18 protein-coding genes are annotated in these 14,854 nt (G+C 68.4%); 10 read left to right on the top strand and 8 right to left on the bottom strand.

Annotated features, from left to right (window positions below; all coding sequences use genetic code 11):
* The first annotated feature begins 97 nt into the window (after positions 1-97).
* Positions 98-571 (top strand): Lrp/AsnC family transcriptional regulator, encoded by a 474-nt coding sequence (locus ABD655_RS08440; RefSeq protein WP_344713167.1) that lies wholly within the window; start codon positions 98-100, stop codon positions 569-571.
* Here the strand turns inward: ABD655_RS08440 and ABD655_RS08435 are convergent.
* Positions 543-1,541: an EamA family transporter gene (locus ABD655_RS08435; protein ID WP_344713164.1), complete on the bottom strand. Its 999-nt coding sequence runs from the start codon at positions 1,539-1,541 to the stop codon at positions 543-545. The two genes, ABD655_RS08440 and ABD655_RS08435, sit on opposite strands and share 29 nt — an antisense overlap.
* 84 nt (positions 1,542-1,625) lie before the next feature.
* On the opposite strand from ABD655_RS08435, the gene ABD655_RS08430 reads away from it, so the two are divergent.
* Positions 1,626-2,180, top strand: a complete 555-nt coding sequence (locus tag ABD655_RS08430; protein ID WP_344713162.1) for a CGNR zinc finger domain-containing protein — start codon at positions 1,626-1,628, stop codon at positions 2,178-2,180.
* Here ABD655_RS08430 and ABD655_RS08425 read toward each other — a convergent pair.
* Positions 2,140-3,039 (bottom strand): alpha/beta fold hydrolase, encoded by a 900-nt coding sequence (locus ABD655_RS08425; RefSeq protein WP_344713161.1) that lies wholly within the window; start codon positions 3,037-3,039, stop codon positions 2,140-2,142. The two genes, ABD655_RS08430 and ABD655_RS08425, sit on opposite strands and share 41 nt — an antisense overlap.
* A 71-nt stretch (positions 3,040-3,110) precedes the next feature.
* On the opposite strand from ABD655_RS08425, the gene ABD655_RS08420 reads away from it, so the two are divergent.
* The gene (locus ABD655_RS08420; protein ID WP_344713160.1) at positions 3,111-3,851 is read left to right on the top strand and encodes an exonuclease domain-containing protein; all 741 of its coding nucleotides are present in this window, start codon (positions 3,111-3,113) and stop codon (positions 3,849-3,851) included.
* Positions 3,852-3,903: 52 nt separating this feature from the next.
* On the opposite strand, the gene ABD655_RS08415 is transcribed toward ABD655_RS08420, so the two are convergent.
* From ABD655_RS08415 to glgA, 3 genes are all read right to left on the bottom strand, one after another.
* Entirely contained in the window at positions 3,904-4,161 is a 258-nt protein-coding gene (locus tag ABD655_RS08415) for a type B 50S ribosomal protein L31 (RefSeq protein ID WP_257502525.1), read from the bottom strand.
* 118 nt (positions 4,162-4,279) lie between these two features.
* Positions 4,280-5,065 carry an ABC transporter ATP-binding protein gene (locus tag ABD655_RS08410; protein WP_344713156.1) on the bottom strand — a complete coding sequence of 262 codons (786 nt, stop codon included), beginning with the start codon at positions 5,063-5,065 and terminating at the stop codon, positions 4,280-4,282.
* A gap of 9 nt (positions 5,066-5,074) precedes the next feature.
* Positions 5,075-6,268, bottom strand: a complete 1,194-nt coding sequence (gene glgA / locus ABD655_RS08405; protein WP_344713155.1) for a glycogen synthase — start codon at positions 6,266-6,268, stop codon at positions 5,075-5,077.
* Positions 6,269-6,315: 47 nt separating this feature from the next.
* Here glgA and glgC point away from each other — a divergent pair, with 47 nt between their 5' ends.
* Genes glgC through ABD655_RS08390 form a run of 3 tightly spaced genes read left to right on the top strand, consistent with a single transcriptional unit; the run spans position 6,316 to position 9,002 of the window.
* A complete protein-coding gene (gene glgC, locus ABD655_RS08400; protein ID WP_344713153.1) occupies positions 6,316-7,560 on the top strand; it encodes a glucose-1-phosphate adenylyltransferase in 1,245 nt (414 codons plus the stop codon).
* 45 nt (positions 7,561-7,605) lie between these two features.
* Positions 7,606-8,247 carry a phosphoserine phosphatase SerB gene (gene serB / locus ABD655_RS08395; RefSeq protein ID WP_344713151.1) on the top strand — a complete coding sequence of 214 codons (642 nt, stop codon included), beginning with the start codon at positions 7,606-7,608 and terminating at the stop codon, positions 8,245-8,247.
* A 50-nt stretch (positions 8,248-8,297) separates the two neighbouring features.
* Positions 8,298-9,002, top strand: coding sequence for an alpha/beta fold hydrolase (locus ABD655_RS08390; protein WP_344713149.1), 705 nt, complete (start codon positions 8,298-8,300; stop codon positions 9,000-9,002).
* A gap of 4 nt (positions 9,003-9,006) precedes the next feature.
* On the opposite strand, the gene fabG is transcribed toward ABD655_RS08390, so the two are convergent.
* Positions 9,007-9,714 (bottom strand): 3-oxoacyl-ACP reductase FabG, encoded by a 708-nt coding sequence (gene fabG / locus ABD655_RS08385; protein WP_344713147.1) that lies wholly within the window; start codon positions 9,712-9,714, stop codon positions 9,007-9,009.
* Positions 9,715-9,814: 100 nt separating this feature from the next.
* On the opposite strand from fabG, the gene ABD655_RS08380 reads away from it, so the two are divergent.
* From ABD655_RS08380 to ABD655_RS08370, 3 genes are read left to right on the top strand one after another with little or no spacing between them, the layout of a single operon-like run.
* Positions 9,815-10,189 carry a DUF3099 domain-containing protein gene (locus ABD655_RS08380; RefSeq protein WP_344713145.1) on the top strand — a complete coding sequence of 125 codons (375 nt, stop codon included), beginning with the start codon at positions 9,815-9,817 and terminating at the stop codon, positions 10,187-10,189.
* The gene (locus tag ABD655_RS08375) at positions 10,186-10,428 is read left to right on the top strand and encodes a hypothetical protein (RefSeq protein ID WP_344713143.1); all 243 of its coding nucleotides are present in this window, start codon (positions 10,186-10,188) and stop codon (positions 10,426-10,428) included. The genes ABD655_RS08380 and ABD655_RS08375 overlap by 4 nt, the downstream gene beginning before the upstream one ends.
* Positions 10,425-11,264 (top strand): SURF1 family cytochrome oxidase biogenesis protein, encoded by an 840-nt coding sequence (locus ABD655_RS08370; protein WP_344713141.1) that lies wholly within the window; start codon positions 10,425-10,427, stop codon positions 11,262-11,264. The genes ABD655_RS08375 and ABD655_RS08370 overlap by 4 nt, the downstream gene beginning before the upstream one ends.
* On the opposite strand, the gene ABD655_RS08365 is transcribed toward ABD655_RS08370, so the two are convergent.
* Positions 11,248-12,846: an ABC-F family ATP-binding cassette domain-containing protein gene (locus ABD655_RS08365; RefSeq protein WP_344713139.1), complete on the bottom strand. Its 1,599-nt coding sequence runs from the start codon at positions 12,844-12,846 to the stop codon at positions 11,248-11,250. The two genes, ABD655_RS08370 and ABD655_RS08365, sit on opposite strands and share 17 nt — an antisense overlap.
* A 228-nt stretch (positions 12,847-13,074) precedes the next feature.
* Here ABD655_RS08365 and ABD655_RS08360 point away from each other — a divergent pair, with 228 nt between their 5' ends.
* Positions 13,075-13,728: a biotin transporter BioY gene (locus ABD655_RS08360; protein ID WP_344713137.1), complete on the top strand. Its 654-nt coding sequence runs from the start codon at positions 13,075-13,077 to the stop codon at positions 13,726-13,728.
* Positions 13,729-13,796: 68 nt separating this feature from the next.
* Here the strand turns inward: ABD655_RS08360 and ABD655_RS08355 are convergent, their stop codons facing one another.
* Positions 13,797-14,831: an ABC transporter substrate-binding protein gene (locus ABD655_RS08355; protein ID WP_344713136.1), complete on the bottom strand. Its 1,035-nt coding sequence runs from the start codon at positions 14,829-14,831 to the stop codon at positions 13,797-13,799.
* Between the last annotated feature and the right edge of the window lie 23 nt (positions 14,832-14,854).

Raw genomic sequence — 14,854 nt, 5'->3', positions numbered from 1 at the left:
CGAGGTTACGTCGATATTGCACCTAGCTCAAGCATCCGGAGCTCTGCTTAGCATGTTGCCAAACCGTAAGCGGCGTCACATGCTAAAGTTTCACACTATGAGCACCCTCGATCACGTCGACCTCGAGCTGCTCGCGGCGCTCGCTGCGGACCCACGCGCGACCGTGGTCGCCCTGGCAGAACGCCTCGGGCTCTCCCGCAACACCGTCCAGGCGCGGATGGCGCGTCTGGAGCGGTCGGGCGTCTTCCTCTCCTACGAGCGGGCGATCTCTTCCACCGCCCTCGGCTTCCCGATCGAGGCCTTCATCAGCGTCATGGTGCATCAGGCAGATCTGCCGCGCATCACCGCCGACCTCGCCCGTGTCCCCGAGATCGTGCAGGTGCACGGGCTCAGCGGGCAGGTGGACCTGCTCGTTCGCGTCGCGTGCCGCGACACGCAGCATCTGTTCGACACGGACGCCCGTATCCTCGCGATCGACGGCATCGAGCGCACCGAGACCTCACTCGTGATGGGTGAGGTGATCGGCTACCGCGTCACGCCGCTCATGGCGCTGGCACGACGGGAAGCGTAGCGGCAGCCTTCCGGGGAACACCGGCGGACTGCGCGTCGAGCCGGACGAGCACGACGCCGACGAGGATCGCCGCACCGCCGGCGAACTGGATCGGTGCGGGGGCCTCGGCAAGGAAGACCCACGCGAATCCGAGGGCGAACAGGACCTCGGAGAGCCCCACGAACGAGGCGACGCGTGACCCGATGCGCGGCACCGCGATCACACCCAGCGCGTAGCCCAGCGTCGTCGCCACTGCGGCGACCCAGAGCAGGGGCACGAACCACGGCACCTCGGCACCCGCCAGGACGACCGAGACCGCAGGCGCGGCGAAGGGCATGATTCCGGTCAGGCACAGGACCGCCATGATGACCCCGCCGGTCAGCAGGCCGCCGGCCGCCAGCGCGAGCGGAGGCAGGTCGGCTCCCGCACGTTCCGAGATCACGAAGTATGCGCACACGCACACGGCCGCCGCCAGGGCGAAGAGCGTGCCGAGCAGGTCGAAGTTCGCGCCCGAGACGTCCACCACCAGGACGAGTCCGACGATCGCGACAGCCGAGCCCCACAGCACCAGACGTGACGGCGCCCGGCGGGTGCGCAGCCACACGAACGCGACGAGCAGAACAGGCGCCAGGTACTGGATGAGCAGGGCGACCGCCACAGGCATGCGCTGCATCGCCGAGAAGAAGAACAGCTGACAGCCCAGCACCGGCATCAGTCCGAAGCCGAGAATGAGCTTCCAATGCCGACGCAGGAACGTCGGCTGTCGCCGGATCGCCAGCAGCAGCGCCGGCGAGAGGATCAGTCCCGCCACGCCCATGCGCACCAGCAGTGCAGCCCCGAGCGACCAGCCTGCTTCGAGAAGCGGCTTGATGAACGGCCCGCTCGAGGAGAACGCCAGGGCCGACACCACGGCCAGAACGAGTCCCGACGTGCTGGGGCGGCGGGTCGGCAACGAAGAGAGAAGAGCGAGCGATGTGGGCGGAGCGGCCATGAGTAGGTTCCGGCGTTCTGTGCTGTCAGGAGTCAAATGCGCTTACACTAGTGACAATAAGCCCACCCCATGTCAGGAGTCAACATGGTGTTCATTCGTGACACCGAGCAGTCCCTCAAGGCCGCGGTATTCCTGGTGAACACCCTTCCCGGACACGACGGCGAAGACACGCTCCGCACGCTTTCCGACTTCGATGAATACCTCGCGGTGAACCCGTACACCGGCGCGATCCGCCGGGACGAGGCAGAGATGTCGGCTGTCCGCGGCATCCGCGCCCGCCTGCGCCGACTGTGGGATGTCGACCGCGACGGCGCCGTTCCGCTGGTGAACGAGATGCTGCGCGACGGGCACGCGCTGCCCCGCCTGGTGATCCACGACGACTACGACTGGCACATCCACGCGACCTCGGACGATGCCCCGCTGGCGACGCGAATCCTCGTCGAGGCCGCGATGGCGTTCGTGGACGTCATCCGCTCGGACGAGTACGACCGGGTGCGCGTGTGCTCGGCGGATGACTGCGACTCCGTGTACATCGACTACTCACGCAACGGTTCCAAGCGCTACTGCGATACGGGCAACTGCGGCAATCGCATGAACGTCAACGCGTACCGGGAGCGGAAGGCGCAAGAAACTCCCTGATGGCCGCGGCCGCCGGGGCCGGGGTCTCGTAGTGCACCAGGTGCCCGACATCCGGGATCTCCACCAGCTGCGCATCGCTGAAGAGCGTGGCCAAGTGCCGCTCCGCCTCGATCGGCGTGATGTCGTCGCGCTGCGCCGCCACGAGGAGCGTGGGCTGGGCGATCGCGGGAGCGAATTCGCGTACGTCGTGCGACACCGACGCGAGGAAGGCGTCGTGCAGCACGTCCCGGTCGGCGAAGCGGGAGAAGTACGTGTCGTGCTGGTCGTGGATGAAGCGGCGCAGGTCGGGGTCGCGGGTCTTGGCCATCGAGACGCTCATGACCCGGACGATGACGCCATTGCGCAGGAGCGCATCGCCCAACGCCTTCGGCAGGCGCGCACCCGCCCAGTAGTAGAACACCGCGAGGCGGGTCAGCAGGCCGCGCGGCCCTTCGAGCGCGGGCGCCCCGATCGGGTTGACCAGGATCACGCGCGGTGTCGGCAGTCCTCCCGCAACGGCTGCGGCCACGACGATCGAGCCGAAGGAGTGCCCGAGGATGATCGCGCCCGGGGCGACTGCGGCGACGAATGCCCGGAGCCAGTCCGCGTATGCGGTCAGATCGTGGCGTCGACCGGGCAGTGGCGGCGTCTCGCCGAATCCGGGCAGATCGGGCGAGATGACCCGCACGCCGTCCAGATGGGCGACGACCGGCTCGAGCCCGTGGTGCTCTCCGCGGAATCCGTGGACCGCGACGATCGTCGTCTGGGCATCGGCCGGGCCGTAGACCCAGTATGCGGTCGTGCCACCGAGAACCTCGGCCTGCCGTCGCTCGATCGGCAGAGCGCCCAGGAGCGCGGCGTACGGATTGGGGACGGGCATTCCCCGAGTCTACGAGCCGCCCTCCGGGCCGGCTCACGGCGATGTCGGAGGCAGCGCATACCGTTTCGGGCATGGACAGCAGGCGGGAAGTGGAGGGGACGGTCGATCCGCACGGCGCGAGCCCGGACTGGACGCGAGTGATCGGCGTCTTCGATCTCGAGACCACCGGTGTCGACGTGACCGAAGATCGCATCGTCAGCGCGCACGTCGGACTTCTCGACGCGCACGGCGCGGTGATCCTGGCCAGGAACTGGCTCGCCGATCCCGGTGTGGAGATCCCCGCGGCCGCGACCGCCGTGCACGGCATCTCCACTGAGCACGCTCGCGAGATCGGTGCGCCCGCCTGTGACGTCGTGGAGCAGGTCACCGACACATTGCGATCGCTCCTGGATGCCGGCATCCCCGTCGTCGCGTACAACGCCGCGTTCGATTTCTCGCTCCTGGCCTGCGAAGCGAGGCGCCACGGGGTCCCGCCGCTGCGCAGCCCCGCACCCGTGATAGATCCGCTGGTCATCGACAAGGCGTACGACCGGTACCGCCGCGGGAAGCGCACGCTCGCCGTGGTCGCAGAGCACTACGCCGTGCGTTTGGATGACGCTCATGAGGCGGCAGCGGATGCGGTCGCGGCGGGACGGATCGCCCAGGCGCTCGCGGCGCGCTTCGCGGGGCTGCTGCCGGCGGCGGCCGAGGAGCTGCACACGGCTCAGATCGCGTGGGCGCGTTCCCAGGCGGCCAGTCTGACCGAGTACTTCATCCGCATCGGGCGCCTGGATCCCGACGACAGGCTGGACGGCCGTTGGCCGATCCGCTGACGGCACGCAGAAAAGCCCCGCCGAGGCGGGGCCTTTCTGACACGGCGTGCGACTAGTTGCCGGATCCGCCGAAGTTCTTGAAGCGCTGGTTGAACTTCTCGACACGACCGGCCGAGTCCATGATGCGCTGCTTGCCCGTGTAGAACGGGTGCGAGGCGGAGGAGATCTCGACGTCGATGACCGGGTACTCGACGCCGTCGAGCTCGATCTTCTTGTCCGACGTGACGGTCGAACGGGTGAGGAACGTCTCGCCCGAGCCGAGGTCGCGGAATACGACGGCCTGGTAGTCGGGGTGGATGTCAGTCTTCATGCGGAGTCCTTGAGGATGTTGCGTTCCTTCGACGTGCGCAGGAACCGAGGAAAGTCTGCGGTGCGAGTGCACCAAGGACCGATTCTATCAGGCTCCGGCCGCTGAGAAGGAATCGGGCCTAGGAAGCCGCACGCGCCGCGTATCGCCCGCCGTCGACGCTGAGGGTGATCGGCGTGCTGAATGCCTCGGTGAGTGCCTCGGCGGTGAGGGTCTCGTGCAGTGGGCCGGCCGCAACCACGCGTCCTTCGCGCAGCAGCATCACGTGAGTGAATCCGATCGGGATCTCCTCGACGTGGTGCGTCACCATGACCATGGCCGGCGTCGTCGGTGCCTGAGCGTATCCGCTGAGCAGCGTCAGCAGCTCCTCACGCGCCCCCAGGTCGAGGCTGGCTGCGGGCTCGTCGAGCAGCAGCAGCTCGGGGTCGGTCATGATCGCGCGGGCGATCTGCACTCGCTTCTGCTCCCCGTCGGACAGGGTGCCGAACGTCCGATCGGCCAGCCCGTCCAGCCGCCACTCGGCCAGGACACGCAGAGCTCGGCGTTCGTCGATGTCCTCGTATGCCTCGTTCCAGCGTCCCAGCACCGAGTACGCGGCGGTGAGGACGACGTTCAGGACGGTCTCCTCGGATGGCAGGCGCTTGGCCATCGCGGTCGACGCGAATCCGATGCGCGGACGCAGCTCGAACACGTCGGTGCGGCCGAGCTGTTCGCCCAGGATCGTCACTCGTCCGGAGGTGGGATGCAGGAGCGTGTCTGCCAGCTGGAGCAGCGTGGTCTTGCCGGCGCCGTTGGGTCCGAGGATCACCCACCGCTGGTCGTCTTCGACCGACCAGTCCAGGTGGTCCACGATGTTCCGGGAGCTTCTGCGTACGACGACATCGGAGAACTCGAGCACCTGCGGCATGCCCTTAGCCTATCGGCGGTTGGCGCTGACCTCCGCGTAGAGCTCGGCCGTGGCATCGGCGATCGAGGACCAGCTGAAATCGTTCGCGGCGCGCTCGCGACCGGCGACGCCGTACGCCGCTGCGCGCTGCGGATCCGACACGACCTCGATCAACACGCGCGCCAGGTCATCGACGTACTGGTCCGGATGCAGCGGGGTCCCGGTGCCGTCCTGCACCTGTTGGATCGGCACCAGCCGACCCGTCACGCCGTCCCGGACGACCTCGGGGATCCCGCCGGTGGCCGTTCCGACGACCGCCGCACCGCAGGCCATCGCCTCGAGGTTCACGATCCCGAGCGGCTCGTAGATGGACGGGCAGACGAACGTGGTGGCCGCGCTGAGCACCGCGCACAGTTCGTGACGGGGCAGCAGCCGGTCGATCCAGACGACGCCGTTCCTCGTCTGCTGCAGTCCGCGCACGAGCTCCTGGACCTCGGCCAGGATCTGCGGCGTGTCCGGTGCGCCTGCGCACAGGACCAGCTGGACATCCGGAGGCAGCTGCTCCGCGGCGCGAAGAAGGTAGGGCAGCCCCTTCTGCCGAGTGATGCGTCCGACGAAGACGACGGACGGCTTCGTCGGATCGATCCCGAGCTCCGACAGCAGGGCGGGATCCTCGACCGGATGCCACGCGTCGACGTCGATGCCGTTGTAGATCACGCGCACCTTGGCCGGATTCAGCGTGGGATAGCTGCGCAGGATGTCGTTGCGCATGCCCTCGCTGACCGCGACGATCGCGGCCGCGCCCTCGTAGGCGGTCTTCTCGATGAAGCTGGACACGGCGTAGCCCCCGCCGAGCTGCTCGGCCTTCCACGGTCGAAGCGGTTCGAGGCTGTGCGCAGTCACGACGTGCGGGATGCCGTGCAGCAGCGCGGCGAGGTGGCCGGCGAAGTTCGCATACCAGGTGTGGCTGTGCACGACGTCGGCGCCGACCACATCCGTCACGATCTCGAGGTCGGTGCCGAGCGTCTGGATGGCTCCGTTCGCGGTCGCCAGTTCAGCGGGCACATCGTACGAGGTGGTTCCCTCCTCATGACGAGGCGCGCCGAAGGCTCGAACCTGCACGTCCATCCGCTCGCGCAGCGCCTTCACGAGTTCGGTGACGTGCACTCCCGCGCCGCCGTATATCTCTGGCGGATACTCCTTGGTGACGATGTCGACTCGCATGTCAACACGCTAGTACGCGAGCGGAAGTGCGGCATAGGGTGGGTGCCATGCATGCAGCGCCCAAGATTTTCGGGATCATCCTCGCGGGCGGCGAGGGCAAGCGTCTCATGCCCCTCACGGCGGATCGGGCCAAGCCGGCCGTCCCGTTCGGGGGGCAGTATCGGCTCATCGATTTCGCGATATCGAACCTGATCAACTCAGGTCTGGGACAGCTGGTCGTGCTCACCCAGTACAAGTCGCACAGCCTCGACCGGCACATCTCGCAGACGTGGCGGATGTCGCCGCTGCTGGATTCCTACGTGACTTCGGTCCCGGCGCAGCAGCGCCTCGGCAAGCGATGGTTCTCGGGCTCGGCCGACGCCATTCTGCAGAGCCTGAACCTCATCAACGACGAGAAGCCCGACATCGTGATCGTGATCGGCGCGGACCACGTCTACCGCATGGACTTCCGCCAGATGCTGGATTCGCACATCGCGTCGGGCGCGCGGGCGACGGTCGCCGGCATCCGTCAACCCCTGTCGATGGCGAACCAGTTCGGCGTGATCGACGTCGAGCCGACGGATCCGACGAAGATCCGGCAGTTCCTCGAGAAGCCGCAGGACGCCACCGGTCTGGCCGACGCACCTCACGAGGTCCTCGCCTCGATGGGCAACTACATCTTCGACACCGATGCGCTGATCGAGGCGGTGGAAGCGGACGGCGAGCAGCCGACGTCCAATCACGACATGGGCGGCGACATCATCCCCTACTTCGTGGCACGCGGCGAGTCGGGCGTGTACGACATGAAGCTCAACGACGTGCCCGGCTCCACGGACCGCGATCGCGACTACTGGCGCGATGTCGGCACGATCGAGTCGTTCTTCGACGCCCACATGGATCTCATCTCGACGCTGCCGATCTTCAACCTCTACAACACGCAGTGGCCGATCCACGCGCAGACGCTCAACTCGCCACCGGCGAAGTTCGTTCGCGATTCGGTCGGCCGCATCGGCAACGCCATCGATTCGATCGTCTCGCTCGGCTCCGTGCTGTCCGGCACACACTTGGAGCGCAGTGTCGTCGGCCCGTGGACGCTCGCCGGCGGCGGCTCCACGATCACCGATTCGGTGCTCTTCGACCACGTCCGCGTGGGTCAGGGCGCCCGCATCCACCGCGCGATCCTCGACAAGAACGTCGTGCTCGCCGACGGCGCCACGGTCGGCGTCGATCGGGAGCGGGATGCGCATCGCGGGTTCACGATCACCGACACGGGCATCACGGTGGTCGGCAAGGGCATCCACGTCGACGCGTGACGACCCGTGGCGGGGACGAGCATTCCGCGGCGCTAGCGTGGAGGGATGCCTGCGCCGACCGTCCGCTTCCTGCTCGTGCTCGACGCCGATTCGACGCTCATCCGCAATGAAGTGATCGAATTGCTCGCCGATGAGGCGGGGCGCAGCGCCGAGGTCACTGCGGCCACCGAGGCAGCCATGCGCGGCGATGTCGACTTCGCCTCGAGTCTCCGCTCGCGCGTGTCCGCGTTGGCCGGCGTGCCGGTCACCGCCTTTGCGCGTGTTCTGGCCCGCGTCGAACCGACTCCGGGCGCCCGGGAGCTGATTGCCGCCGTGCACGAGCGCGGTGGCCGGGTGGGGGTCGTCTCGGGGGGATTCCACGAGATCCTCGACACGGTCGCTCCGCAGCTCGGGGTCGACATCTGGCGGGCGAATCGGCTCACGACGCGCGATGACACGCTGGTCGGGTCGGTCGATGGCGCGATCGTGGATGCCGAGGCCAAGGCGGCGGCGCTGCGCGAATGGGCCGCGGAGGCCGCCGTGCCCCTGACCCGCACGATCGCGGTCGGGGACGGCGCCAACGACCTGCGGATGATGGCCGTCGCCGCGCTCGGACTCGCCTTCAACGCCAAGCCGACCGTGCGCGCTCAGGCAGACCTCATCATCGATCGCGTCGATCTGCGCGAGGTCATCCCGCTCCTGCCGTGAGCGCGCTCCGGCCGAGGCGGGATGTCTGCTGCAGTGAGTAGCGTTCCGGTATGAAGATCATCCTCATACCCGGTCTCTGGCTCGATGCGTCCTCATGGGACCAGGTGACGCCGGTGCTCCGGAGCGCCGGTCACTCCGTGCACGCCATGACGATGCCCGGCGTCGGAGCCCCGGCGAGCCGGTCCTCCGAGATCGGCATCGCCGACTGGGTCGCCGCCGTGGTCGACGAGATCGACACGACACCCGGCCTCGTCGTCCTCGTCGGCCACAGCGGGGGCGGCAACGTCGTCTACGGCGCCGTCGATGCGCGGCCGGAACGCATCGCACGAGTCATATTCGTCGATACGTTCCCGCCGGCAGACGGCGGCTCCATCTGGGAGTTCCCCGTCGTCGACGGCGTGGTGCCGTTCCCCGGCTGGGACTTCTTCGAGCAGGCCGAGGTGGCCGACCTCGACGACGCGACGCGCGCGGCCGCGGCGGCCGGCACCCGATCGGTGCCGGTGCGCGTTCCCACCGACCCGCTCCGTCTGCGTGACGATCGCCGCCGTCGCGTGCCCGCGACGATGCTGACCGGAACCGTCACGGAGGCGGACATCCGCAGCTACATCGACGCCGCCCCGCCCTGGGCGGCCGAGCTCGCCGCGCTCGAGGACCTCGAGATCGTCGAGCTGGACTCAGGACATTGGCCGCAGTTCTCGATGCCCGAGCGCCTCGCTGCCGCGATCCTCGCGGCCGTCGATCACACCCGCGGCTGAGCGCTCAGTGGCCCATCCCGAGTCCGCCGTCGACAGGGATGACGGCGCCGGAGATGTAGGCCGCGGCGTCCGAGGCGATCCACGTGACCACTCCGGCGACCTCGTCGGTGGTGGCGAACCGGCCCGCAGGGATGCTGCGCTTGTACTCGGCCTGCGTGTCATCGGGCAGCGACGCGGTCATGTCGGTCTCGATGAAGCCCGGCGCGACCACGTTCGCCGTGATCCCGCGGCTGCCCAGCTCCCTGGTGAGCGAACGGGCGAAGCCCACCAGCCCGCTCTTGGACGCGGCGTAGTTGATCTGCCCGGCCGACCCGTACAAGCCGACCACGCTCGAGATGAGGATGACGCGTCCCCACTTCGCTCGCAGCATCCCCTTCGACGCGCGCTTGACGACGCGGAACGCTCCGCCCAGGTTGGTGGCGACGACGCTGTCGAAGTCCTCCTCGGTCATGCGCAGAAGCAGCGTGTCCTTGGTGATCCCGGCGTTCGCCACGACGATCTCCACGGGACCCAGCTGCGCTTCGACTTCGGTGAACGCGGCGTCCACCGCCGCGGCATCCGTCACGTCCGCCCGCACGGTCAGGGTGCCCTCGGGCCCGTCACCGGACCGCGCGGTGACGGCGACCCGGTAGCCTTCCGCGACGAAGCGTTCGGCGATGGCGCGGCCGATGCCGCGGTTGCCTCCGGTGACGAGGACGACGCGATCCGACATTCAGGCTCTCCTGGGGGGGTTGGACTCGATGGATTCCGCCAGCCTAGTCGCGCCGTGATCGACCGCCGCGTGGTGCCGCCCGGCGTAGTCTGGAAGGACCGTGAAGAGTTCGTCGAGGCCCCAATCTGCGACGTCGCTGCCGCGTGCACCGCGCGACGACGAGTCTCGGCGTTCGTCCCGCTATCTCCTGCTGATGGGCATCCGCATCGCATGCTTCATCCTCATGGTCATCATCACGCCGTACGGCTGGTACACGTGGGTCCTCGGGGCCGCGGCGATCGTGCTGCCGTACATCGCGGTCGTGCTGGCGAACGTCAGCGCGAACGTGCGCCGCACCGAGGCGGAGAACCCGGAGCGCGCGCTGCCCGCCGCCCCGTCCGCGCCCATCGTGCCGGGGGGCGAGGTGCCGGTCGTCCAGATCGAGGAGACACGCGCGGTGGAGAGCCCACGCGAAGGCTCGGACGGCGACGCGTGACCGACCTGCCGCCGCCGGGCTACGACGTGCGCGCCTCCGAGTGCTCACGGGCCGGATGCCGCTGCGCCGCGAGCTGGCGCGTCGAGTGGCGCAACCCGAAGATCCACCCAGAGGATCGTCGGAAAATCTGGGTCGCGTGCGACGAGCACCGCGACTACCTACGGGATTATCTCGCCGCGCGCGAGTTCCCGGTGTGGGTCAGTTCGCTGCACCCGGCGGGCGCGGAGGATCCGCGATGAGTCGGGCAGCGGCCCCCGCCGCAGTCCGATGGACCGCCTACGTCGCCGTCGCGATCGTCTTCGCCCTGGCGTGCGCATTCCTTTCGAACTGGCAGTTCACGCGCAACGCGGACCGGGCGCAGCAGCTGGCCCTGGTCGAGCAGAACTACGACGCCGTGCCGGTGCCGCTGGAGGAGATCATCCCACCCGGAGGCACGCTGAAGGCTCCGGACGAGTGGCGACCGGTGGCGCTGGAGGGCGAGTACGTCGCGGCGGATCAGCTTCTGGTGCGCAACCGTCCGCACGGCGGCACCGCCGCGTTCGAGGTGCTGGTGCCGTTCCGCCTGACCGACGGCCGGGTGCTGCTCGTGGACCGCGGCTGGGTGCGCCCAGGCGAGGAGCAGCCGCTTCCGGATGAGGTGCCCGCTCCGCCCGAGGGAGAGGCGGTGGTGGTCGTCCGGCTCCGACCCGCCGAGCAGCTGCCGTCATCCGGACGCTCCGCGCCGGAGGGGCAGATCCCGACCATCCACCCGGCTGCGGCGGCCGAGATCATCGACCCGGGTGTCGCCGCGGACGTCGAGCTCAGCGCCTACGGCGTCCTGGTGTCGGAGGATCCGGCACCCGCGACCCGGCCGACCCCTCTCGAGGTGCCGTCCGAAGATCCCGGCCCGCATCTGTCGTACGCGATCCAGTGGATCCTCTTCGCGATCATGGGCTTCATCTTCATCGGCTACATCATCCGCACCGAGCGACGGTATCGCCGCGAAGACGCCGAGGATCGCAGACCGCGCGATCGGGACATGAAGGACGAGGACTCGATCCTCGACGCCGCTGCGCAGGTCACGCCAGCGAGATGAGCTCCTGGTAGTCGCGGTTCCACAGATCCTCGACACCGTCCGGAAGGATGAGCACCCGCTCGGGATTGAGCGCCTCGACGGCACCCTCATCGTGCGAGACCAGCACCACGGCGCCCTCGTAGTGCGCGAGCGCACCCAGGATCTCCTCGCGCGATGCGGGATCGAGGTTGTTGGTCGGCTCGTCCAGCAGCAGCATGTTCGCGCTGGAGACCACCAGGGTGGCCAGCGAGAGCCGCGTCTTCTCGCCACCGGACAGGACGCCGGCAGGCTTGAGCACGTCATCGCCGGTGAACAGGAACGAGCCGAGGACCTTGCGCGCCTCCGTGGCCGTGATGTGCGGCGCGGCCGACATCATGTTCTCCAGCACCGAACGGGACACGTCGAGGTTCTCGTGCTCCTGGGCGTAGTAGCCGATCTTCAACCCGTGGCCGGGCTCGAGCTGACCGGTGTCCGGCTGGTCGACGCCCGCCAGGATCCGCAGCAGCGTGGTCTTTCCTGCGCCGTTCAGACCCAGTACGACGACCTTCGAGCCGCGGTCGATCGCAAGGTCGACGTCCGTGAAGATCTCCAGGGACCCGTACGACTTGGACAGCCCGGATGCCATGAGCGGGGTCTTCCCGCACGCTGCGGGCTTCGGGAACCGGAGCTTGGCTACGCGGTCGACCTGGCGCACCTCATCGAGGCCGGACAGCATCTTCTCGGCGCGCGCGACCATCTGATGGGCGGCGGCGGCCTTCGATGCCTTCGCCCCGAACCGCGCCGCCTGCAGCTGCAGCTGCGTGGCCTTCTTCTCGACGTTGACGCGCTCCTTCTTGCGGCGCTCCTCGTCGGCCACCCGCTGGCGCAGGTAATTCTTCCAGTTCATGTTGTAGATGTCGATGACCTGGCGATTCGCATCGAGGTAGAACACCCGGTTCACCGTCTCGCCGACGAGCTCGACATCGTGGCTGATCACGATCAGCCCGCCCTTGTAGTTCTTGAGGAACTCACGCAGCCACACGACACTGTCCGCGTCGAGGTGGTTGGTCGGCTCGTCGAGGATCATCGAGTCGGCATTCGAGAACAGGATGCGGGCCAGCTCGATGCGACGCCGTTGTCCTCCCGACAGCGTGCGCAGCGGCTGCTCCAGGATCCGGTCTGGAAGGGACAGGTTGTGCGCGATGGATGCCGCTTCGGCCTCTGCGGTATATCCGCCCAGAGCCTCGAACCGCTCGGTGAGGCTGCTGTAGCGCTTCATCGCCTTGGCCGAGACGTCGGGATCCTCGTCACCCATCGACAACGAGGCCTCGTGCATGCCGATCGCAAGGGTGCCGAGCCCGCGCGCATCGAGGATGCGAGTGCGGGCGAGCATCTCGGGGTCCCCGGTGCGCGGGTCCTGCGGGAGGTAGCCGAGCTCGCCGGACCGGTCCACGCGGCCCGCGGCCGGCAGCAGGTCGCCGGCCAGCACCCGCGTCAGCGTGGTCTTGCCTGCCCCATTCCGGCCGACGAGGCCGACCTTGTCGCCGTTGCTGACGCGGAAGGAGACGTCCGCCATCAACACGCGGGCGCCCACGCGGATCTCGAGATCGTGCACGGCGAGCACAGCAGACGTCCGTTTCTATTTCACAGAGGAGGTGCGGCCGAACGGCCAGCCTCCCATCCTACCCGCTGCGCGGCGTCAGCCCGGCGAGAACGCCGATCCGTGCGTGCAGGAAGTGCACCACGGACGGCGGGAATCATGGTGGACTGCATCCAAGAAGTCGCGGAGAGCGCGCCATAAGCTGAGCCCATGCGTCGCCCCCCGGCGTCGCTCCGACGCCGAAGGAGCGCCATGTCCCTCTCCGCCGCAACCCACCACCGCGTCCTCGCCGACGTGGTGATGCCCTCCCGCACGCGCGCCCTCGCGCTCGCCACGGACGCCACACTGGTCCTCGCCGGGACCGCACTCGTCGCCGGCGCGGCGCAGCTGACCATCCCGTTCTGGCCGGTGCCGCTGACGGCGCAGACCTTCGCCGTACTCGTGGTCGGCACTGCTCTGGGCCCGCTGCGTGGCGTGCTGTCGATGATCCTCTACCTCGTACTGGGCGTGATCGGTCTGCCGATCTTCTCCCAGGGCACCTCGGGGAGCCTGTTCTCCCTCACCTCGGGTGGGTACATCGTCGGCTTCATCGCCGCCGCCGGCGTCGTCGGCTGGCTGGCCCGTCGGGCGTGGGATCGCAGGATCGTGGGAATGTTCGTCGCGTTCCTCGCGGGCAGCGCCGTCATCTACGCGTTCGGCCTGCCCTGGCTCTACGTCTCGCTGTCCAACCTCGGCCCGGCCGTGTGGCAGGACACCATGGGCTACCAGACGCTGATCGGCGCAACGCTCGGCGCGGGATTTCTCCCCTTCATTCTGGGCGACGTGGTGAAGGCGCTGTTCGCGGCCGCCCTGGTCCCCCTCGCGTGGAAGGGCGTCACCGCGCTCGACGCGCGCAAGCGCGGCTGACCACTCCATATCGCGAGTCGACGAAAGCCCCGGCCGAACGGCCGGGGCTTTCGTCGACGCTGAGTCGCTCAGCCCTTCGCGAGAGCTGTCGCGGCCGCCAGCTGGTCGACGATCTCGGGCAGGATCCAGGGCAGCGTCAGCGCCGTCGGCGTGATCGCGGCGACGTTCTCCTCGCCGACGATGGCTCCGACGGCACCGGCAGACACGGCCGGGATCAGCTTGGTGCGAGCCGAGGTGAGGAACGTGTTCAGGGTGTCCTCGCTGTCCACCTGGGTGAAGATCACCTCGGCATCGATCTTGTCGAGGTTCTCCGAACTGACCGTCGTGTAGAACGTCGATTCACCGGTGTCCAGGTCGGTGACCGCGCCGGCGCTGACGAATCCGAGGTCCTCGAGGATCTCCACGCGAGGGTCGGCGGGGAGATACAGGTAGAACGTGTCGACGTCATCCGAGGCGTACGCGATGGTCGTTCCGTCGAATTCGGGATGCTCGGCCGCGGCATCGGCGACCTGCTGGTCGAGTCCGTCGAGCAGGTTCTCGGCCTCGGCATCCATTCCCAGCGCCTTGCCGGTGTCCGTGATCACGTCACGCCACGGGGTGGACCACAGCGCGTCCTCGGGTGCGACGACGGGGATGCCGGCCGCTGTCACCGCGTCGTACTCCTCCTGCGTCAACCCCGAGTAGGAGGCGATCAGGACGTCGGGGTCGGTTGCCAGCAGCTCCTCCACGGACAGCTCATACGTCGCGTTGTCCAGGATCACGGGCTCGTCGCCCCCGAGGTCGGCGATGGCCTCTTCGACCCATGGCGTGATCCGGTTCTCTCCCCCGCCGTAGTCCATCGACGCGATCGCGACGGGAACGATGCCCAGCGCGAGCACGGCATCCGTGGCGCCCCAACCCCACGTCGCGATGCGCTGGGGCGCGGACTCGATGACCGTCTCGCCGTAGATGTGCTCGAACGTGACCGGGAAGCCGGCGGAGGAGCCGGCGTCGGCGGTGCCAGAAGAGGCAGGCGCGCCGGTGCTGGCGCATCCGGTGAGGGCGAGGCCTCCGGCAACCGTGAGCGCGACGAGCGCCCGCAGTCGGGTGTGGGTTGCGGTCATGCGTGATCTTCCTTTCGGTCGCG

It is taken from the genome of Microbacterium terregens, from assembly GCF_039534975.1.
In the GTDB taxonomy this organism is placed as follows: Bacteria; Actinomycetota; Actinomycetes; order Actinomycetales; family Microbacteriaceae; genus Microbacterium; species Microbacterium terregens.
Note: the sequence above shows the minus strand (reverse complement) of the source record. Positions and strands in the feature narration are given on the sequence as shown.

Coding starts and splice junctions, on each gene's coding strand:
- ABD655_RS08410 (WP_344713156.1), bottom strand. CDS start 5,065: ATGCCGCAGGTGCTCGAGTTCTCCGATGTCGTCGTACGCAGAAGCTCC.
- ABD655_RS08420 (WP_344713160.1), top strand. CDS start 3,111: ATGGACAGCAGGCGGGAAGTGGAGGGGACGGTCGATCCGCACGGCGCG.
- serB (WP_344713151.1), top strand. CDS start 7,606: ATGCCTGCGCCGACCGTCCGCTTCCTGCTCGTGCTCGACGCCGATTCG.
- ABD655_RS08370 (WP_344713141.1), top strand. CDS start 10,425: ATGAGTCGGGCAGCGGCCCCCGCCGCAGTCCGATGGACCGCCTACGTC.
- ABD655_RS08435 (WP_344713164.1), bottom strand. CDS start 1,541: ATGGCCGCTCCGCCCACATCGCTCGCTCTTCTCTCTTCGTTGCCGACC.
- ABD655_RS08415 (WP_257502525.1), bottom strand. CDS start 4,161: ATGAAGACTGACATCCACCCCGACTACCAGGCCGTCGTATTCCGCGAC.
- ABD655_RS08355 (WP_344713136.1), bottom strand. CDS start 14,831: ATGACCGCAACCCACACCCGACTGCGGGCGCTCGTCGCGCTCACGGTT.
- ABD655_RS08425 (WP_344713161.1), bottom strand. CDS start 3,039: ATGCCCGTCCCCAATCCGTACGCCGCGCTCCTGGGCGCTCTGCCGATC.
- ABD655_RS08440 (WP_344713167.1), top strand. CDS start 98: ATGAGCACCCTCGATCACGTCGACCTCGAGCTGCTCGCGGCGCTCGCT.
- ABD655_RS08360 (WP_344713137.1), top strand. CDS start 13,075: ATGTCCCTCTCCGCCGCAACCCACCACCGCGTCCTCGCCGACGTGGTG.
- glgC (WP_344713153.1), top strand. CDS start 6,316: ATGCATGCAGCGCCCAAGATTTTCGGGATCATCCTCGCGGGCGGCGAG.
- ABD655_RS08430 (WP_344713162.1), top strand. CDS start 1,626: ATGGTGTTCATTCGTGACACCGAGCAGTCCCTCAAGGCCGCGGTATTC.
- ABD655_RS08390 (WP_344713149.1), top strand. CDS start 8,298: ATGAAGATCATCCTCATACCCGGTCTCTGGCTCGATGCGTCCTCATGG.
- glgA (WP_344713155.1), bottom strand. CDS start 6,268: ATGCGAGTCGACATCGTCACCAAGGAGTATCCGCCAGAGATATACGGC.
- fabG (WP_344713147.1), bottom strand. CDS start 9,714: ATGTCGGATCGCGTCGTCCTCGTCACCGGAGGCAACCGCGGCATCGGC.